Here is a 15,629-nt window from a genome sequence, read left to right as displayed (position 1 = left end):
ATGTCATCCGCGTTGCGTCTCTCAATTATCCTGGTGCTATTGCTCGCAACCGCTGCGTTCGGGCTGATTGGCTACAACATGAACCTGCCGAAGCAGGTTCCGGTGGCGGTCGCGGAGCCGGCGCCGGCGCCTCCTTCGACCGTCGGCTATTTTGTTGCGGCACGTCCGCTGTCGAAAGGTACATTGGCCCGCGAAGAAGATTTCGCAGTACGCTCGGTGCCGCCTGAACGTCTTCCAGCAGGGGCGATTCTTGAAACGCCAGACTCCAAGGTCGGACTTCCCGGCTCTCTGGTTCGCAAGTTCGTCGACGCCGGCAGTCCGATCACCTTGCAGGACGTATTGCGGCCGCGGGATCGGGGTTTCCTGGCCAGCGTCTTGGCACCGGATAGCCGTGCAATCAGCATCAAGGTGGACGAGGAGTCTGGCGTCTCGGGGCTGATCAGGCCGGGTGATTATGTTGATGTCTTATTGACCCAGGTGTTCGAAAAGGCAGAACCCGCGCGTCGGGCCCTGAGTGAAACCGTCCTAGGCAACGTCCGAGTCATTGCGATTGACCAGGAGATTGTGCAAGGCGGGCGAACCATAAGCTCGGTGGCTGGCAAGCAAGCGCAAACAGTGTCGTTGGAGCTTGCGCCAGACCAGGTCAAAAAGATCACTGTCGCAAGGCAGCTCGGAACGCTCTCTCTGGCCGTACGGGCAGCAGTCGAGCAGTGGGATACGGCGGACACTGGCGCCATGTCCAGCTGCGATGTGTCGCCGGAAATTGCTCGCCAGAATGCAATTGCCGGCCGCACAGCGGCGGTGGTCGTTCATGCTGGCGGTCAGGTCAAGCAATACTCGGTCAGGAAACAGGATTCAGGCGACGGCGACACGATGGTCAACTGCGATGGGTCGGAAGTTTCCCGCCGGGGTACGACGATGGTGGTTCAGGCAGGCAAGTTGCTGGAGAAACATTGATGAGCGCTAACATTGCAGTCGTCAGTTCGCCTGAAGACGCCACATCTGTCGTAGCGCGCAACCGGATCGTCTGTTTTGTAAATGACGAGCTTAGTGCTGCGGCTCTGCGCAAGGGCCTCGAAGGCAGTAACATATCGATCAAGCGTGGCACGATCCGTAATGCCATACGGATGCTCGAAACCGACACCGAACTATTCGCGTTGGTGACGGACATCAGTGGAATCGATGATCCATTTGCCGAACTGGAGAGGCTGGCCGGCGTCTGCCCACCCGATGTCCGGGTGGCTCTGATCGGTGAGAGCAGGGAGATCACCTTCTACCGCGAGCTTATGGAACTCGGCTTGACCGAGTACCTGCCCAGGCCGCTCACGCGGGACATGGTGCTGGACCAGCTGCGTCCGAAGCTGCTTGGCGACGTGACGGCCGGTTCGATTGATCGGGGCGGACATGTGATCTCGATCTGCGGTGCGCAGGGCGGTGCCGGCGCAACGAGTATCGCAATCAATCTCGCGCTGCAGCTGGCCGAGACCACCAAGGCCAAGGTCGCGCTGCTCGACCTTCACCTGCAAGCCGGCGAGACGGCCGTGATGCTGGGTGTTCAGCCCGGACCAGGGCTGCGCATCGCTCTGGAAAATCCCATGCGGGCGGACACACTGTTCCTGGAGCGCGCGGCAATTGAGGTCAATGAACGGGTTTGCCTGATCTCCGCCGATGAGGAACTGGATGCGCAGCTCGACATCACTGAAGCGGGCGTGAGACACGTGCTTGGTCTGCTCCGCCAACGGTTCAATTACATTGTTGTCGATGTACCGGTCCCGTTTCCGCCATCTATCCATCCGGTGATCACTCATTCTCGTCACGTGCTGGTGCTGCTGGAAGCCGAGATAACCGGACTTCGCAATGCCCACGCACTGCGCACCGCTGTCACGAACATCGCCGGCAAAGATCGGGTCTTTACTTTGCTCAACCGCGCCAATCGCCCCGGCGGCCTTCCCAGGGCTGCGATTGTCAAGGCTTTGGGCGCAGAACCAGACATGGTGGTACCCGATCTCGGCAAGGGGATGACCCAGGCGGTCAATCTCGGAATTCCAGCGCTGAAGCACGTATCAGGACTGCGACGTCACCTCGCCCCGATTGTGCGCGAGATTACAGGGCTCGGCGCCGAGCGGAAGGGACGGCTGAGGAGGCTGCTCGGATTATGAAGACCTTTGGTCGGCGCGACGACGACACGCCAGCTCGTTTGCCTGCATCGATGCCACGGCCCGCGTCGACGCCGAGCTTGCCTGCAACTGCGCCCAGGCACGAGCCATTGCCTCAGCGGCCCCTGATGTCAGCATCGCTCCGCGAACGGGTCATTGAGCAGATTGAGCCGTCGGTGGCCGCGACTGTTTCGCGCGATGTCCTTCGCCGGCAGATCGAGGAAATCATTCATGGAATCGCCAATGAGGAACGGCTCGAACTGTCAGGTCGCGAGCAGCTTCAGCTGGCTGACGAGATTGCGGACGACATGACCGGCTACGGGCCGCTGCGTCCGCTTCTGCTCGATCAATCGATCAACGATATCATGATCAATGGACCGAGTAACGTTTACGTGGAACGAGCTGGCAGGCTGGAACGGATCGCGGTGCGATTCCGCGACAATGATCACATTGCGTCGGTGGCGCAGAAAATCGCCGGTCAGGTTGGGCGACGCGTTGACGAATCCAGTCCGATGGTGGATTGCCGCTTGCCCGACGGCAGCCGGGTCAACATCATTTTTCCGCCGCTAGCGATCCACAGCCCCTGTATTTCGATCCGAAAATTTCCAAGCCGCCGTTTGGACATCGCCGGAATGGTCGAAAACGGCTCAATGACCGCAGCCATCGGACAATTACTGGAGATTGCCGCTCGGTCTCGGCTCAATGTTCTGGTCTCCGGCGGCACCGGCTCCGGCAAGACCACGCTGCTCAATGCCATGAGCCAGTTCATTGATCACAGTGAACGCGTCGTCACCATCGAGGATGCGGCAGAGTTGCAGCTTCAGCAGCCGCACGTGATCAGCCTGGAGACCCGGCCTCCCAGCCTTGAAGGCACTGGGCAGGTGACACAACGCGATCTGTTGTGGAATGCCCTGCGCATGCGTCCTGACCGGATCGTCGTGGGCGAGGTGCGCGGCGCCGAAGCGTTTGACATGCTGCAGGCGATGAACACGGGCCATGATGGTTCGATCTCCACGGTCCATGCCAATAGTGCCCGCGATGCCCTGACCCGCATCGAGAATATGGTGCAGATGGGACAGGTCAATCTGCCGTCGCGGGCCATTCGAGCTCAGATCGTCGCTGCGCTGGATCTCATCGTGCAAGTCGAACGCATGCGCGATGGACAACGTCGCATTATCCAGATCACCGAGGTGATGGGGCTGGAAGGGGATGTGGTCACCACCAATGACATCGCAGCCTTCGAGTACCAGGAGGAGGATGAGCATGGGCGGATATCGGGCACTTACAAGTCTACCCTTGCAGTCCCGAAATTCAAAAGCCGTCTTGTCTATTTCGGCCTTGATCGCGCTTGGGCCGAGGTCATGAGGCAAATATGATACCTGAGTTCGTGATCGTCGCTGTTCTGGTGCTCGCGATCTGCGCAGCAGTCGGTTCGTTGTGGCTCGACGCCCGAGAACGACGCATGCATCGCCGGCTGGCGGTAGCTCTACCGGCCTCCCATCCGGCCAGCCTGCCATCCATTCGTCGGGCGGAGACCGGATCCCGATCTCTGCTTCTCCACGGTTTGGCCAATTACAGGCCTGAGATGGTTCACGCCTGGCATCCGGCGTATGTACTACTGGCCTCCGCCATCACGGTGGCCGCAATCTTCTACGCCAATAGCCTGCTGGGATTTTCCATTCTATACGTGTCCGTCGCGGCTGCAGTTGCCGCCATAGTGGTCGTGCGAGGTCTGTTTGGATGGCAGCAACGTCGCTTCGCCGGTCAACTTTTTCGACAGCTGCCTGACGCGATCCAGCTGGTAACAAGTACGGTTCGATCGGGTCTTCCGGTGCACGAAGCATTTCGTACCATCGCGCGCGAGATGCCGCAACCAACGGCTGGACAGTTTGCCATCGTATGCAGCGAAGTGAATCTGGGTAGACCGCCGGAGGAAGCCGTCGAAGCCATCTATCGGCGAACGCAGGTGGCAGAGTATGCGATGTTCGCGGTGACACTTGCAGTCCAATTGAAGTCAGGCGGCAGCTTGGGTGAAACCTTGCAGACGCTAGGCGACACAGTAAGTCAGCGTGTTGCGCTAGCTGCTCGCGCCAAGGCGCTGGCAGGAGAGGTGATTTTCTCCTCGCGAGCACTTACGGTCTCGCCCCTGATTGCCGGAGCGTTGCTCTACGCCGCCAATCCGCAAAATGTCGATCTGTTGTTCTCTGATCCGGTGGGAAACAAGCTTCTGGCTTACGCAATAGCCTCGGTGCTTATCGGACACCTAGTGATAAGCTGGATGGTCAGACGGGAAACAGAACTATGACGTTTGGTCTCAGTCTGGTGGCCCTCGCAGTAGCAGCTGGAACTGCGGCCTGCCTGTTGATCATCCGCGAAATGCACGTCCGCGCGATGGACACGCGGGTGTCAAACGCCGTGATGGGTATCCCTTACCGGTCAGCGACCTTCCAAGACGTGACCAGCTGGTTTTCATGGCTCGGCATGCGGTATCGGCGCTTCTACGCCGAGGAGAATTTGGAAGAACTGCGAACGATCCTTCACTCATCTGGTTTCAATCATCATCGAAGCTTGCCGATCTGGATCGGCGTCAAGGTCGTCAGCATGTTCTTTTTCCCGGTGATTGCGCTTCTTCTTGCGCAACTCTCGGGAAGGGGGCCTGCCGACGTGCTGGTCTTCACGCTGGTGGGCGTCGTGATCGGAATCATGGGGCCACGATTGATTCTGACGGTGCTGAAGCGCCGTTTTGATGCGACCATTCGGCTGGGCGCGCCGGACATGATCGACTTGCTGGTCGTGTGCAGCGAAGCGGGAATGGGCATGGAGAGCGCGCTGGGACGTGTAGCGGAAGAAATGAAGCAGACCAATCCTGCCATGGCTTGGGTATTGCACCGTCTCCTTGATGATCTCCGGATATTGCCAAATCGCATCGATGCATTCGAGAATTTGGCAAATACCTCAGAGGGGCTTCGCCGGTTCGGCACCATGATCAGCCAGAGCCTGCAATACGGAACGCCCTTGAGCCAAGCACTACGCAGTATAGCGGTCGACCTGCGGCGAGAACGTATTACCAAGCTCGAGGAAAGAGCACACAAATTGGGCGCCAAGCTGACCATTCCTATGGTGCTTTTCCTGCTTCCAGCCATGTTTGTCATCATGGGAGGAAGCCCCGTTTTGCACCTCGTGCGTTCGTTCGCAAGCTTCGGTAAGTAGCCATGAGCACAATCGCCCTTTCGAAAAACTATTCGCACGATCGGATCATGCGACTGTTCGGCAGCATGTGGTTCTTGTTGCTGGCGCTTTGCGTGGCCGTCAAGATTGGGGCATCGCTTGCCGATCCCTGGCCATCGCTTCTGTCGGGTTTTTGCCTTGCCATTTTCTACATGCTCCTGGCGCTGTTGATCATCACTCGCTCTCCAGCAAAGGCGCATGCAGACGGCCTACTTCCGAGAATAGCTGCGTTCGTCGGGAGCTATTTGCCATGGACGATCAGCTTCCTGGGCAAAACCGACGAAACGCTGCCAAACCTGGCATCGACAGCTTGCGTGCTGGTCGGCACGATCATGATGCTTGTCACCATCCGACATCTAGGTCGGTCGTTCAGTTTGGTGCCGCAGGCGCGTTCGGTAGTGCAGACCGGTCCTTATCGATGGATCAAGCACCCACTCTATGTCGCAGAAGAGATCGTGGTCCTGGGCGTCGTGCTGCAATACCTGACACCGGTTACGGTGATGGTACTGGTCCTGCATATGGGCATCCAGGCATGCCGGATTCTTTACGAAGAAGACCTGCTTCGGCGCAATTGCCCTGAATATTCCAGCTACGAAGCATCACGTTGGCGCGTGATCCCGTATGTTTGGTGAGCGGCTATGCGTGGCCGGATTGTCATGGACATGGTTCAAATCGCCAAGGCTCGGGCTCCGCGATCGGAAGTCGTAGGTATCGGTCAAGTCAGGCGCGCGTGCCGTAGGGAGTCCTTCATCGCAGATCAGCGCGGCGCCGTCGCGTTTGAGACAGTGTTCGTCTACATATTCTTGGTGTCGTTCCTGCTGATGCCGCTCGCCGACGTAGCCGCCGCGGGCTTCCGCTTTATCTCCGCGTGGACCGCGTTGCGCTCCTTCGGGCAATATATCCAATACAAGAATCCGCCCGACCCGGCGAACCCGGGGACCTGGGTGTCAACGCTGCAGACAACAGTCGCAGGGCATACGATCGGCAACATCCAGGTCATGTGCGGAAGCACTGCATGCAACTCCGGCAATCTTGGTTCGACTCCAAAGTACTTTACGTTTTCGACAACTGTCACTTTGGCCCCGATTGTGTTGACGTCGGTGCTGTGTCCCAGCGGTTGTACCTACACGCTGCCTTACTCTGAACGCTTCCAGTAGGTGTTTCCATGCGTAGTCTGCTCCGTTCCAGACGAGGCTCCGCCGCATTCGCAACCGTCATCGCGCTCGTCCCCCTCATCGGCGTGGTCGCACTCGGGGCTGAGGCTGGATCGTGGTACGTCACAAGGCAACAGGCGCAGAATGCCGCCGACGCGGCGGCCTATTCGGGCGCCTTGCGGCTTGCATGCGCGAATGCTGGTGTGCTCTGCGATACATCAGTGGACTATCACGCAAAGGAATTCGCGGCACAGAACGGGTTCTGCAACTCCGGCGACACGGCCTATCCGGGCACCAATTGTGCGACCAGCCTTCCGACAGGAATCTCGCGGGCCGTGCAGATCGATATCGGCAGCTACAGTGCGGGTGCGTTCACAACGCCGCCCGCAGGAGGCGGTAACGCCGTTCGCGCCAGGGTCAGCCAGCAACAGCCGGCCTACTTGTCGGGAGTGCTGGGTTTGACGACCGTCAACATCCCCGCCCAAGCCATCGCTCTGGTCGAGTTGCCGAGCAAGGTGTGCGCCTTGGCGCTTGGGCCTGATCCGAGCGGCGGCGGAGGGGCGCTTAAAATTGCCGGCAACGTCAGCAACAACGGAACGGGTTGCCCGATAATGTCGGATGCCAGTGTTCAATTTGCCAGCACTGCCTCTTTCACCGGTTCGGGATGGGCCGTCTTGGGTGCAACTGGCTGTAGTCCAGCCAGCACCTGCGCCAATCCCGGCGTCACACACAACTATTTTATGCCGTACGCAAACAATCCACTTAGCAAATTGGACAGCGAAACGTTCAACAGCTTGACCTCGAGCGGGAGGCCAAACGATTTGGCCTGCAGTGGTACGTTGAGGCCCAATACCCCGCCAAGCAGCACTAACCTGTACCGCAACCTAACGTGCACGACTGGGAACACGGTAGATTTTACTCCGGGCACGTACTTCTTCTACAATGGGACAATAAAATTTAATGGCGGAACCATCACCTGCAGTGGCTGTACACGTTGGCCACCGGCGGGCACGGGTTTAGGCGTAACCCTTGTATTGCTCGGGGATTCGAGCATTTCGATCTCTGGCGGCGCCAGCGTTGAGCTGTCCGCCCCTTACACCAACACCTTCTCTTCTGATCTGAACGGCGTTCTGATTGATGATCAGGCACCGAGCAAGAGCAGTAATCAGGTCACCATCAATGGTGGTAACGTGAAATTGGGTGGTGCGATGTATTTCCCGCACGTCGACGTTACGTGGAACGGAGCGACACAAAGTTCTAATACGACCTGTTCACAAGTGATCGCCAAAACACTCACCATGGGCGGTGGCGGCTTCCTGAGCACGGATGGATGTAATCCGGTCACCGTCCCTTACACCCAAGTTGTCCGCTTGGTGCAGTGATGAGAAAGCTCGATCAGCGGGGTATCGCGGCGTTCGAATTCGTCCTCGTCTTCGTGCCGCTTTTCATGTTGATCTTCGCCATCTTCGATCTCGGACGCTATGCCATCACGATGCAGTCTTTGCGGACGCTCGCGAGCGCCGGCGCCCGGGCGGTCATGATCAACTGCTATACGCCTGACTTGCTTCAGAGCCCGCCTCAGTCGCCGGCCGGCTGCACCGGCGATCCCATGTCCACCAGCGCTAAGCAGAACGCGGCGCCGTTCCTGTATTTCGGCGGTCTCACGCCGACGCTGAGTGTGGCGTCCAGCGGCAACAATTTGACTGTTACAGCTTCTCAAGCCGGCTTCGCCATGCTGATGCCGATATGGGGCACAGCACTCAATGCGCCGAGCGCGTCCACGCAAATTCCCTTCTAGCGCACTCCCGAGCATCGGCCAATGAACACCCGCCCCCCTGGCGATGGCGATGATGCCGGACGCGAAGCCAAGACATGCCATGGCAAGTGCCACCCCGCCGCAGGCCTAAATATGGCAATATACCTGACGCATATTGGCGGGCGCCGCTTCGCGGCGGCGCCGGTGGAACTGGCCAAACGCTTGGCATCGAACTGCGTCAGAGCAATTCGCGCCTGGCCAAGCGCATCTCAAGACTGCGAGTCGACCCGTTCGATGGCGGGGCGACGACGGAACCTCGCGCAAGGTGGTTGTGCGGCAGGATAGTTCTGAACAGAGCTGCAGAGAAAATGATGCTCGCTGGCAACATTGGAAAGTTTTCTTTGCAGCTTGTGGCTGTGCGGTAAGTGTCTCTTGTTGCAAGGAGGCAGGATGAAGGGCGATGATCTTGGAAACATGAAGTAACGAATTGTAGTGGGACAGATTGTAAGCTCTGCGACGTGGTGCGCAGAGGGGAACTGTTGAGGGACGTCGAGCACGTAGATTTGCGGGGATGCCGCGGATCGCGGCGGGGGGACTCGAATGGGTGGCGGTCGCGTTTCGGATAAGGCGGTAGGGGGGCTTCTCGCCTTCAGCGTGATGAGTTTTGGCGCGGCGCTCGCCTTGCTTGGGTCCGCAGACCTCGCGGCGGCTGCAGACCGGCGGGGCTCCTCCGGCGGCGTGATCGTCAGCGAAATGAGCGACGTCCAGCGGGTCAGGGTGGTCGTCAACAAGTCACGCACCTTCAAGGTCGACACGGCTTTTTCGACCATCGTCGCGGGCTCGTCCGACATCATCGACGTGAAGTCCCTGAGCGATCACATGATCTACATCCAGGGTAAGCAGACCGGTACCACCAACGTCATCCTGTTCGACTCGTCGATGAAGCAGATCGGAATCCTCGACATCGAGGTTGTGATCGACACCGGGAATCTGCAGCAGAACATCCGATCCAGCACCGGCATGCAGGGCATTCGCGTCTCGGCCTCCGAGGGACAGGTGGTGCTCAGCGGAACCGCCAATGACGCGGTCGCGGCTGAGCGGGCTATGGCCATCGCCACCAGCACAGTTGCGAAAGGCGGTGTCGTCGTCAACGCGATGAGCGTCGCGGCGCCGCAGCAGGTGATGCTGGAGGTGCGGTTCCTGGAAGTTGCTCGGGATGCTGGTCGCGATTTGGGAGTCAATCTTTATGGTGGCAACGCTAGCGGATCGCGAGGATTCAACACCGGCCTTGGCGCTGGCGGATCAGCTGGTGCGGTGACCTCAGCCGGACGTATCCAGGCGGACAGGACCGGCACGCCTTTGCAGGATCCCGTGACTAAGGGCCATGTGTCAACCCCGGGCGGTCTTCCGCTGATTGGTACCGCCGCTACGTTGGCAGGAAACGCTGTACCGTTCGGCAGCTTGTTGACAAGTGTTTTGAAGCTCAACAATGGCAACACGTTGGACCTCCTGATAACTGCGCTTGAGACCAAAGGTGTCCTCCGGAGGTTGGCGGAGCCGAACCTGATTGCGCTCTCCGGAGATGCGGCTCGATTTCTGGCCGGCGGCGAGTTTCCTGTGCCTGTGGCTTCAACGCCCGTCGCCGGTTCATTGCCAACAGTGACAATCGAGTTTAAGAAATTCGGTGTCGAACTCGCCTTTGTTCCGACTGTGCTTTCGCGGGGTACAATCAATCTGCGTGTTGAACCCTCTGTAAGCGAGCTCGACTTCAGCAATGCTGTGACCATCGCGGGCACACAAATCCCGGCGTTGACCCGCCGCGACGCGCGCACCACGGTCGAGTTGCGCGACGGCCAGAGCTTTGCGATCGCCGGCCTGCTCCAGACCCGCAATCAGCAGGCTGTGTCCCAATTGCCGTGGATCGGCTCGGTGCCGGTGCTTGGAACCTTGTTCAGCAGCAAGTCGTACCAGCAGCAGGAAACCGATCTCGTTATCATCGTCACCCCGCGCCTGGTCGCGCCGGCGGCGCCCGGTCAGCAATTGGCCTCACCGCTCGACTCGCGCCTGCCGGCCAACGACGTCGATTTTTTCCTCAATGGCCAGATGGAAGTCCGCAAGCGTTACAATGACTACGTCAATTCCGGCGGCGACGTGAAGGGGCCGTACGGGCACATCATCGCTCCTGAAGTCAGGGCGCCCGTTGTAGCTCCGGCCGCTGCTGTCGAGCAGCCGGTCGTGAAAACACTGAACTAGAGGAAGCGAGAGATGACCATCAGGTATCTGGCTCTGTTCGCACCGCTCCTGCTCGGGGGATGTTACGGGCTCGCCGGTCACGACGAGGTGGACCGTTACTTCCAGCGTTCCGACACCATCACGATGAGCGCCGGCAACGCCAAAGAGGTCAACGCCGTCACCCACACCATCCACCCATGGCCGCGATACGTCGGTGATCGCCGGATCGCTTACGATGCTCGGCGCGTGGGGGCAGCCGTTTCGCGTTACGGCAATACGCAACAGCCGGTGGATCAGCTTCCCGACATGGGCGATCCGACGAAACAAATGGGCCAGCGGCCTCCCGTCACCCAGAATGTCAACGTAACCGGATTGGGGGCTGGATCGACTGCTGGAGTATCGGTGCCGGTCGGTGGTGCACCAGGCAGGTAAGGGGCGCGGGGGCTTTGCGTAATTTAGCAATGATATTTCCATGAGGCCGCTGATCCGGGTGGGGGCAGTGCCTATGCGGCGCATCTTCTTGATGCTGACCTGTTGTTGGTTAGGGATAGGCCTTGCGGCTTGTGACCAGACACTGAGGGAGGCCGCCGTCGTGGCTCCCGTCGAGCCGCCTGGCGGGGATCCCGTCCAGGAGCCGACCGACGTCAAATATTATCCCTCGGACGAACCGGTACGGCTGGGCTTGGAGCATTTCAACCGCGGCAACTACGGGATTGCCCAACGCTATTTCAAGGACGGCGTCGAGAAATCGCCCAGGGACGTGACCGCTTGGATCGGGTTGGCTGCGAGCTATGATCGGATACGTCGTTTTGATCTGGCTGACCAAGCCTATGCCCAGGCGATCCGGCTGGGAGGCGAAACCGTGCAAGTCCTGAATGATCAGGGATATTCGTACATGCTGCGTGGCAATCTGAGTGCGGCGCGGCGGAAATTTGAGAAGGCCTATTCGCTCGATCCAGGCAACCCGGTTATCGCCAATAACCTTGAGCTACTGAACGGCAGCCGACGGTTCATTGAACGGCCGCCGAACAACCAGCCATAAGTCGAATAACTACCTGCAAAGCTATTGCAGGCGGGCTTTGGCGCTCGCCCTTGAACGTGCAGATCGGTTATCGAACCTTGCGCGCCATTCTATAAGCTTCACAGTCGTTGCAGGGCGTTGGGCCGCCGCTCGTCAATTGGACCCGATCACAGCATCAGCGTAGTGGCTCCCATTTCGCGTAATGACAATGACGCCGTTGCGAATGGTAAATCTCGCGCCAAGCAGTTTCCGCACCTTCTCCGTGATCGGAGAAGGGAAGGGGATGGTTTCTCCCGAGACGGGATCGCCGACCTTGATCGACTCAGTCACGGACCCCGCAACCGGGGCAGGCTTGATATAGTCGCGGATCAGCTGAATCTCTTCGCGCGACAGGATGAGCGAAGCCTGATCAGGCCGGGTCTCTGGCGGCGGCTTAGGCGGTTCACTGCTTGGCTTCTCACGTGCCTCGTTGGCGGTTGCGATCTGATCAAGCCTGGCTACGCGGAGCTTGAGCGCGATGATCTCGCGTTGCAGCGTGGCGATCTCCACTTTGAGCGACTTGACCTGCGTGAAGACAATCGTCGCGCAAACGCAGCTCACGAGAACAACAACGCTCAGCAATCCGAGCAACCAGCGCTCGATGTTTCCCATCGACCCTGTGGGCCCCTCGGGTAGTTGACCGCGCTGCAAATGCTCGTGCCAAATTTGGCGTCCTCGCTTCATCCAATCTGTATAGGCGGTCACACTGGCGGACACACCTCGTACAGAACCGAAATGTGCGGATGACGCAGCAGAGGCCTCCTGGGCCGGATGAACTATAGGTGCTTTGTTGGTTTGCTCGGCGCGTGGCTCCGGCTTTTGGTTCTCGGGCAGGTGACGCTCCACCGGCCGATGAGCGGCGGTGTGGAACGGATCACGCCCCATCGGCTGATCAGGCTGGCGGATAGTTTTCTTCGAAAGAGTCATCTATCAACTTTAGCGGGTGCGCCGACGCGGCTTCGAATAGGGCACCAAACGGTCGTTTGCACGCTGCGTTTGCGTGCCGACGTCGCCGGGTCTGTAAATCATTCACCATTTCCGTGGGCGCAAAGCGTGCCGAAAGGCAAAGCCTATGTCAATTGAGGACAACGGCGGCAGCATTGGATCAGGACATCGGAACCACAGATATCGTTTCGTAGCACAAGCCCTATGCGCGGGGCACCGCGCACAACGGTTCGCCTTACAGACGAACGACTTCGCCGCCTTCTGGAGGACTTCGAGCGCCTGATCCGCTTGCAATCGTTCTACGAAGATGCACCGATACGATTGCTTTGCACGTCGAGCATTGATGGCGTCATGAATCCAAGCTACCAGATTCTGCTTGTCGGGATGGCCATCCTCGTCGTCATCGGCCTGCGGGCTCCTGATCAACCATATCCGGCTTGGGCGCCTGATTCCGGCGGTCACCAGCGACCGCGAGATGGCGTAGTCAATTGGCATCGATATCAACCGGACCCTCATCTTGGCGTTCTCGCTCGGTGTCTTTCTCGCCGCATTGGGAGGAGCTCTGGCGGCATGCTCTAGCTTGCGTCGTTTGGCTGGAGGTTGCTCAAATTGGCCCATGATGGATTGGAGCGAGAGCCATCAGCTTCCCGGCAATCGCCAGCTGACCGATCCGGCCCCATGCCGGCGAATGCGACCCGCACTCAGCTACACCATGCCACGGGACATGATCCATACCCGCCCCAGTCGGCGCAACGTGGGCGGCGAGTTCGCTCGCCGTTTTAGAGCGAGAGGTCTGCTGTTGGCGGCGCGAAGCGGACATTTGCCAGAAGTGCGAAGCGCTGCTGACCGTCGGAAGGAAGTCTGCCGAACGAGCGGCGGCGAAGTGGGCTCCTATCACGCAGCGCAGGCGGGACCACAGCGACTCAGTTTCGCGATTATTCTCTGTTCTAACGGAGAGGCCTAGCCAATCTGAATTAAAAGCCGCTCGAGTAAACCTAGTGGCGACCGCGTTCACTTTGCTCTCATGTTTCGGGCGCGATCTTTTGGGCAAACGTCACATCGCCCGACTGGCCGGCACGGGCATGAAGCACAAACTATCGTCCAGCTCGGATGGCTGAGGAAGCCCAATACAACTCGCTTCACCCATGTCGACGGCGCGACACGCGACCTCCGCAACTTAGGCAGGTGCCCGACTGAAAGCGGCGTCCGAATTGCAATTAAAGTTCCGGAAACGTTAATTGCACTGCAGCTAACACTTAGGAATTAGTTTGCATAACCAAAAATATCATTCATGAACTTGGCATAAGTATGATAGCATCACCTTGAGTCATTTTCCGAATCCCGGCGTATATGTTATTTGACGCTGGTCAGGTCGAGCCCTGGCCAAGCCAGACAGCGAATTCTGCGCGAGCTTACGGGCCGCAACGAATACTAGGCGCGAATATGAAGAAGCATTCTCACGAAGAAATCATGCTGAAACTTGTCCGGGCAGATGAACTGGCCCGAGCGGGCAATTCCCAGGTGGAGATTTGCAAAGCGCTTGGGGTGAGCATCATGACACTGCATCGTTGGCGGAAACTGTCGCTAGGCAAGGACGAGGCGCAATCTTCGAACCTTCGCGAAGCTGGCACGAACGCGCCCACCGATCTCCCGACTATGAGTGAAATGCGTCGTGTGCTGGAAGAACTCACGGTCGAGAACCAGCGCCTGCGCAAGCTTGTCACGGATCTTATGCTCGAGAAGATGAGGCTTGAAGAGACTTCGACACCGGCGCTCCGCGCTGGCCAGGCACGCAAAGCCTGATTCGAATATCATTCATCTCACTGGTCGAACGAGTACCTGCATCTCTGCGGATCATGCAGTGGATGTGCTGAGCGCGCGTCGTGCGATTGTCGGCTGCTGCTATCGCGCGATTCCGACGATTTTCTCGATTTCGTCTGCCAGGGCTTGAATTTCTCGATCGGCCGGATCGCCAGCCACGAAGCTCGCGACCGACTGTCCGTAAGTGAAGGACCGAACGAACGCGAGGCGGCTTGCGATCGGGGGCCCAACGATCTCGCCGAATTCACTCAGTTCCTCGACAAGCTGGCGCCCCTCAAGGGGACGGCCATCGACCCGGTTCGGAACCAGAATGACCTGAACTCGATCTCGCCGGCGCTCGCGCGCCGCCTCAATGATGGCCAGCGTCTGCGTCGTTGCATCGAGATCCAGCCCTGAGGCAGTGCAGGGGACTAGGATCAAGTCTGCCACCGCGATCGATGCTCCCATTCCGCGCGCGTTGGGGGCAGTATCGATCACCACCATGCCGGCCTCGACGTTTCGGACCTCCTGAGCCCAAGCGGATACGGAAATGTCCTCCAGGGCCATCTCGTAGACCGGGAATTCCAGATTGCCCAACTCCGCCCAATGAGCGGCGGAGCGCTGAGGATCGCTGTCGACCAGCGCGACATCGTGACCCCTGCGGGTCAACTCGGCGGCGATACAGATCGCGATCGTCGTTTTGCCGACCCCGCCCTTGCGTTGGGTGACTGTGATGGTTGTCCGCATCGGTCGGGGAGAATTCATGCGGCGCTACAATAACAAGTGATCGTATTCTCGGCAGATTCGGTCGGTGCCCTTCATCTCGCGGGCTGCCGACCGCTTGCTCCTCGCGCAGTGAGGCGGGCGAAGTTCGTACATATGGTCTCCACACATGCCTCGTCGACGAATTTCGTATGGGTACGGATCAAACCGCCGGCACATGGCGAGAAAAGCGTCATTCGATCACGGATTCCCCTGCATCGCCGCGCGATAGTTAACACAATATGACATTGCCTCAAATTCGAGTTAACAGCGCGTGAATTTGATCCTTGACAGTGATTGTGCGCCGCGACTAACATTCACCATAACAAAACTAGCCAGCGCCTTAACATTCTAACATAAGGCGCGGGTGAGCCGGGCGGATGCAACCTGTTTGCTCCCGTTCAAGTCGCAGCACATTCAGCCTCAAGCACCTTTGCCGCTGATTGGCGCGTCGGATCATCATCAGTAAAACTTGAAAGGGGGTACCATGGCCGTCTCGTACCTGACGAAGACTGAGCTGGGCCAATTTCTTCACC

At 58.8% G+C, this 15,629-nt stretch carries 15 protein-coding genes; 13 read left to right on the top strand and 2 right to left on the bottom strand.

What is annotated here, in order from left to right; translation table 11 throughout:
- The 12 genes from cpaB (at window position 1) to AAE027_RS21405 (ending at window position 11,568) form a co-directional block, all read left to right on the top strand.
- Window positions 1-957, top strand: a complete 957-nt coding sequence (gene cpaB, locus AAE027_RS21460) for a Flp pilus assembly protein CpaB (RefSeq protein WP_370986606.1) — start codon at window positions 1-3, stop codon at window positions 955-957.
- Window positions 957-2,159 (top strand): CpaE/TadZ family protein, encoded by a 1,203-nt coding sequence (locus AAE027_RS21455; protein ID WP_370986607.1) that lies wholly within the window; start codon window positions 957-959, stop codon window positions 2,157-2,159. Before cpaB ends, AAE027_RS21455 begins: the two co-directional genes overlap by 1 nt.
- Window positions 2,156-3,532 (top strand): TadA family conjugal transfer-associated ATPase, encoded by a 1,377-nt coding sequence (locus AAE027_RS21450; RefSeq protein ID WP_370986608.1) that lies wholly within the window; start codon window positions 2,156-2,158, stop codon window positions 3,530-3,532. The genes AAE027_RS21455 and AAE027_RS21450 overlap by 4 nt, the downstream gene beginning before the upstream one ends.
- Window positions 3,529-4,461 (top strand): type II secretion system F family protein, encoded by a 933-nt coding sequence (locus tag AAE027_RS21445; protein WP_370986609.1) that lies wholly within the window; start codon window positions 3,529-3,531, stop codon window positions 4,459-4,461. Before AAE027_RS21450 ends, AAE027_RS21445 begins: the two co-directional genes overlap by 4 nt.
- Complete coding sequence (locus AAE027_RS21440) at window positions 4,458-5,366, top strand: type II secretion system F family protein (RefSeq protein ID WP_370986610.1); 909 nt, start codon at window positions 4,458-4,460, stop codon at window positions 5,364-5,366. The genes AAE027_RS21445 and AAE027_RS21440 overlap by 4 nt, the downstream gene beginning before the upstream one ends.
- Window positions 5,367-5,368: 2 nt before the next feature.
- The gene (locus AAE027_RS21435; RefSeq protein ID WP_370986611.1) at window positions 5,369-6,016 is read left to right on the top strand and encodes a methyltransferase family protein; all 648 of its coding nucleotides are present in this window, start codon (window positions 5,369-5,371) and stop codon (window positions 6,014-6,016) included.
- A gap of 24 nt (window positions 6,017-6,040) precedes the next feature.
- On the top strand, window positions 6,041-6,541 hold the full coding sequence (locus AAE027_RS21430) for a hypothetical protein (RefSeq protein ID WP_245473187.1): 501 nt from the start codon (window positions 6,041-6,043) through the stop codon (window positions 6,539-6,541).
- Between the two features lie 8 nt (window positions 6,542-6,549).
- Window positions 6,550-7,920, top strand: coding sequence for a pilus assembly protein TadG-related protein (locus AAE027_RS21425; protein ID WP_370986612.1), 1,371 nt, complete (start codon window positions 6,550-6,552; stop codon window positions 7,918-7,920).
- The gene (locus AAE027_RS21420; RefSeq protein WP_370986613.1) at window positions 7,920-8,336 is read left to right on the top strand and encodes a TadE/TadG family type IV pilus assembly protein; all 417 of its coding nucleotides are present in this window, start codon (window positions 7,920-7,922) and stop codon (window positions 8,334-8,336) included. Before AAE027_RS21425 ends, AAE027_RS21420 begins: the two co-directional genes overlap by 1 nt.
- 558 nt (window positions 8,337-8,894) lie before the next feature.
- A complete protein-coding gene (locus AAE027_RS21415; protein WP_370986615.1) occupies window positions 8,895-10,547 on the top strand; it encodes a type II and III secretion system protein family protein in 1,653 nt (550 codons plus the stop codon).
- A 12-nt stretch (window positions 10,548-10,559) separates the two neighbouring features.
- Window positions 10,560-10,958: a hypothetical protein gene (locus AAE027_RS21410; protein WP_370986616.1), complete on the top strand. Its 399-nt coding sequence runs from the start codon at window positions 10,560-10,562 to the stop codon at window positions 10,956-10,958.
- A gap of 40 nt (window positions 10,959-10,998) precedes the next feature.
- Window positions 10,999-11,568, top strand: coding sequence for a tetratricopeptide repeat protein (locus tag AAE027_RS21405; RefSeq protein ID WP_370986617.1), 570 nt, complete (start codon window positions 10,999-11,001; stop codon window positions 11,566-11,568).
- A gap of 132 nt (window positions 11,569-11,700) precedes the next feature.
- Here AAE027_RS21405 and AAE027_RS21400 read toward each other — a convergent pair whose 3' ends face one another.
- A complete protein-coding gene (locus AAE027_RS21400; protein ID WP_370986618.1) occupies window positions 11,701-12,513 on the bottom strand; it encodes a hypothetical protein in 813 nt (270 codons plus the stop codon).
- Window positions 12,514-13,974: 1,461 nt separating this feature from the next.
- Here AAE027_RS21400 and AAE027_RS21395 point away from each other — a divergent pair.
- The gene (locus AAE027_RS21395) at window positions 13,975-14,334 is read left to right on the top strand and encodes a transposase (RefSeq protein WP_370986619.1); all 360 of its coding nucleotides are present in this window, start codon (window positions 13,975-13,977) and stop codon (window positions 14,332-14,334) included.
- A gap of 99 nt (window positions 14,335-14,433) precedes the next feature.
- Here the strand turns inward: AAE027_RS21395 and AAE027_RS21390 are convergent, their stop codons facing one another.
- Entirely contained in the window at window positions 14,434-15,078 is a 645-nt protein-coding gene (locus AAE027_RS21390) for a nucleotide-binding protein (RefSeq protein ID WP_370986620.1), read from the bottom strand.
- Window positions 15,079-15,629: the final 551 nt, after the last annotated feature.

It is taken from the genome of Bradyrhizobium sp. DN3 (genome assembly GCF_041357655.1).
Taxonomy (GTDB): domain Bacteria; phylum Pseudomonadota; class Alphaproteobacteria; order Rhizobiales; family Xanthobacteraceae; genus Bradyrhizobium.
Note: the sequence above shows the minus strand (reverse complement) of the source record. Positions and strands in the feature narration are given on the sequence as shown.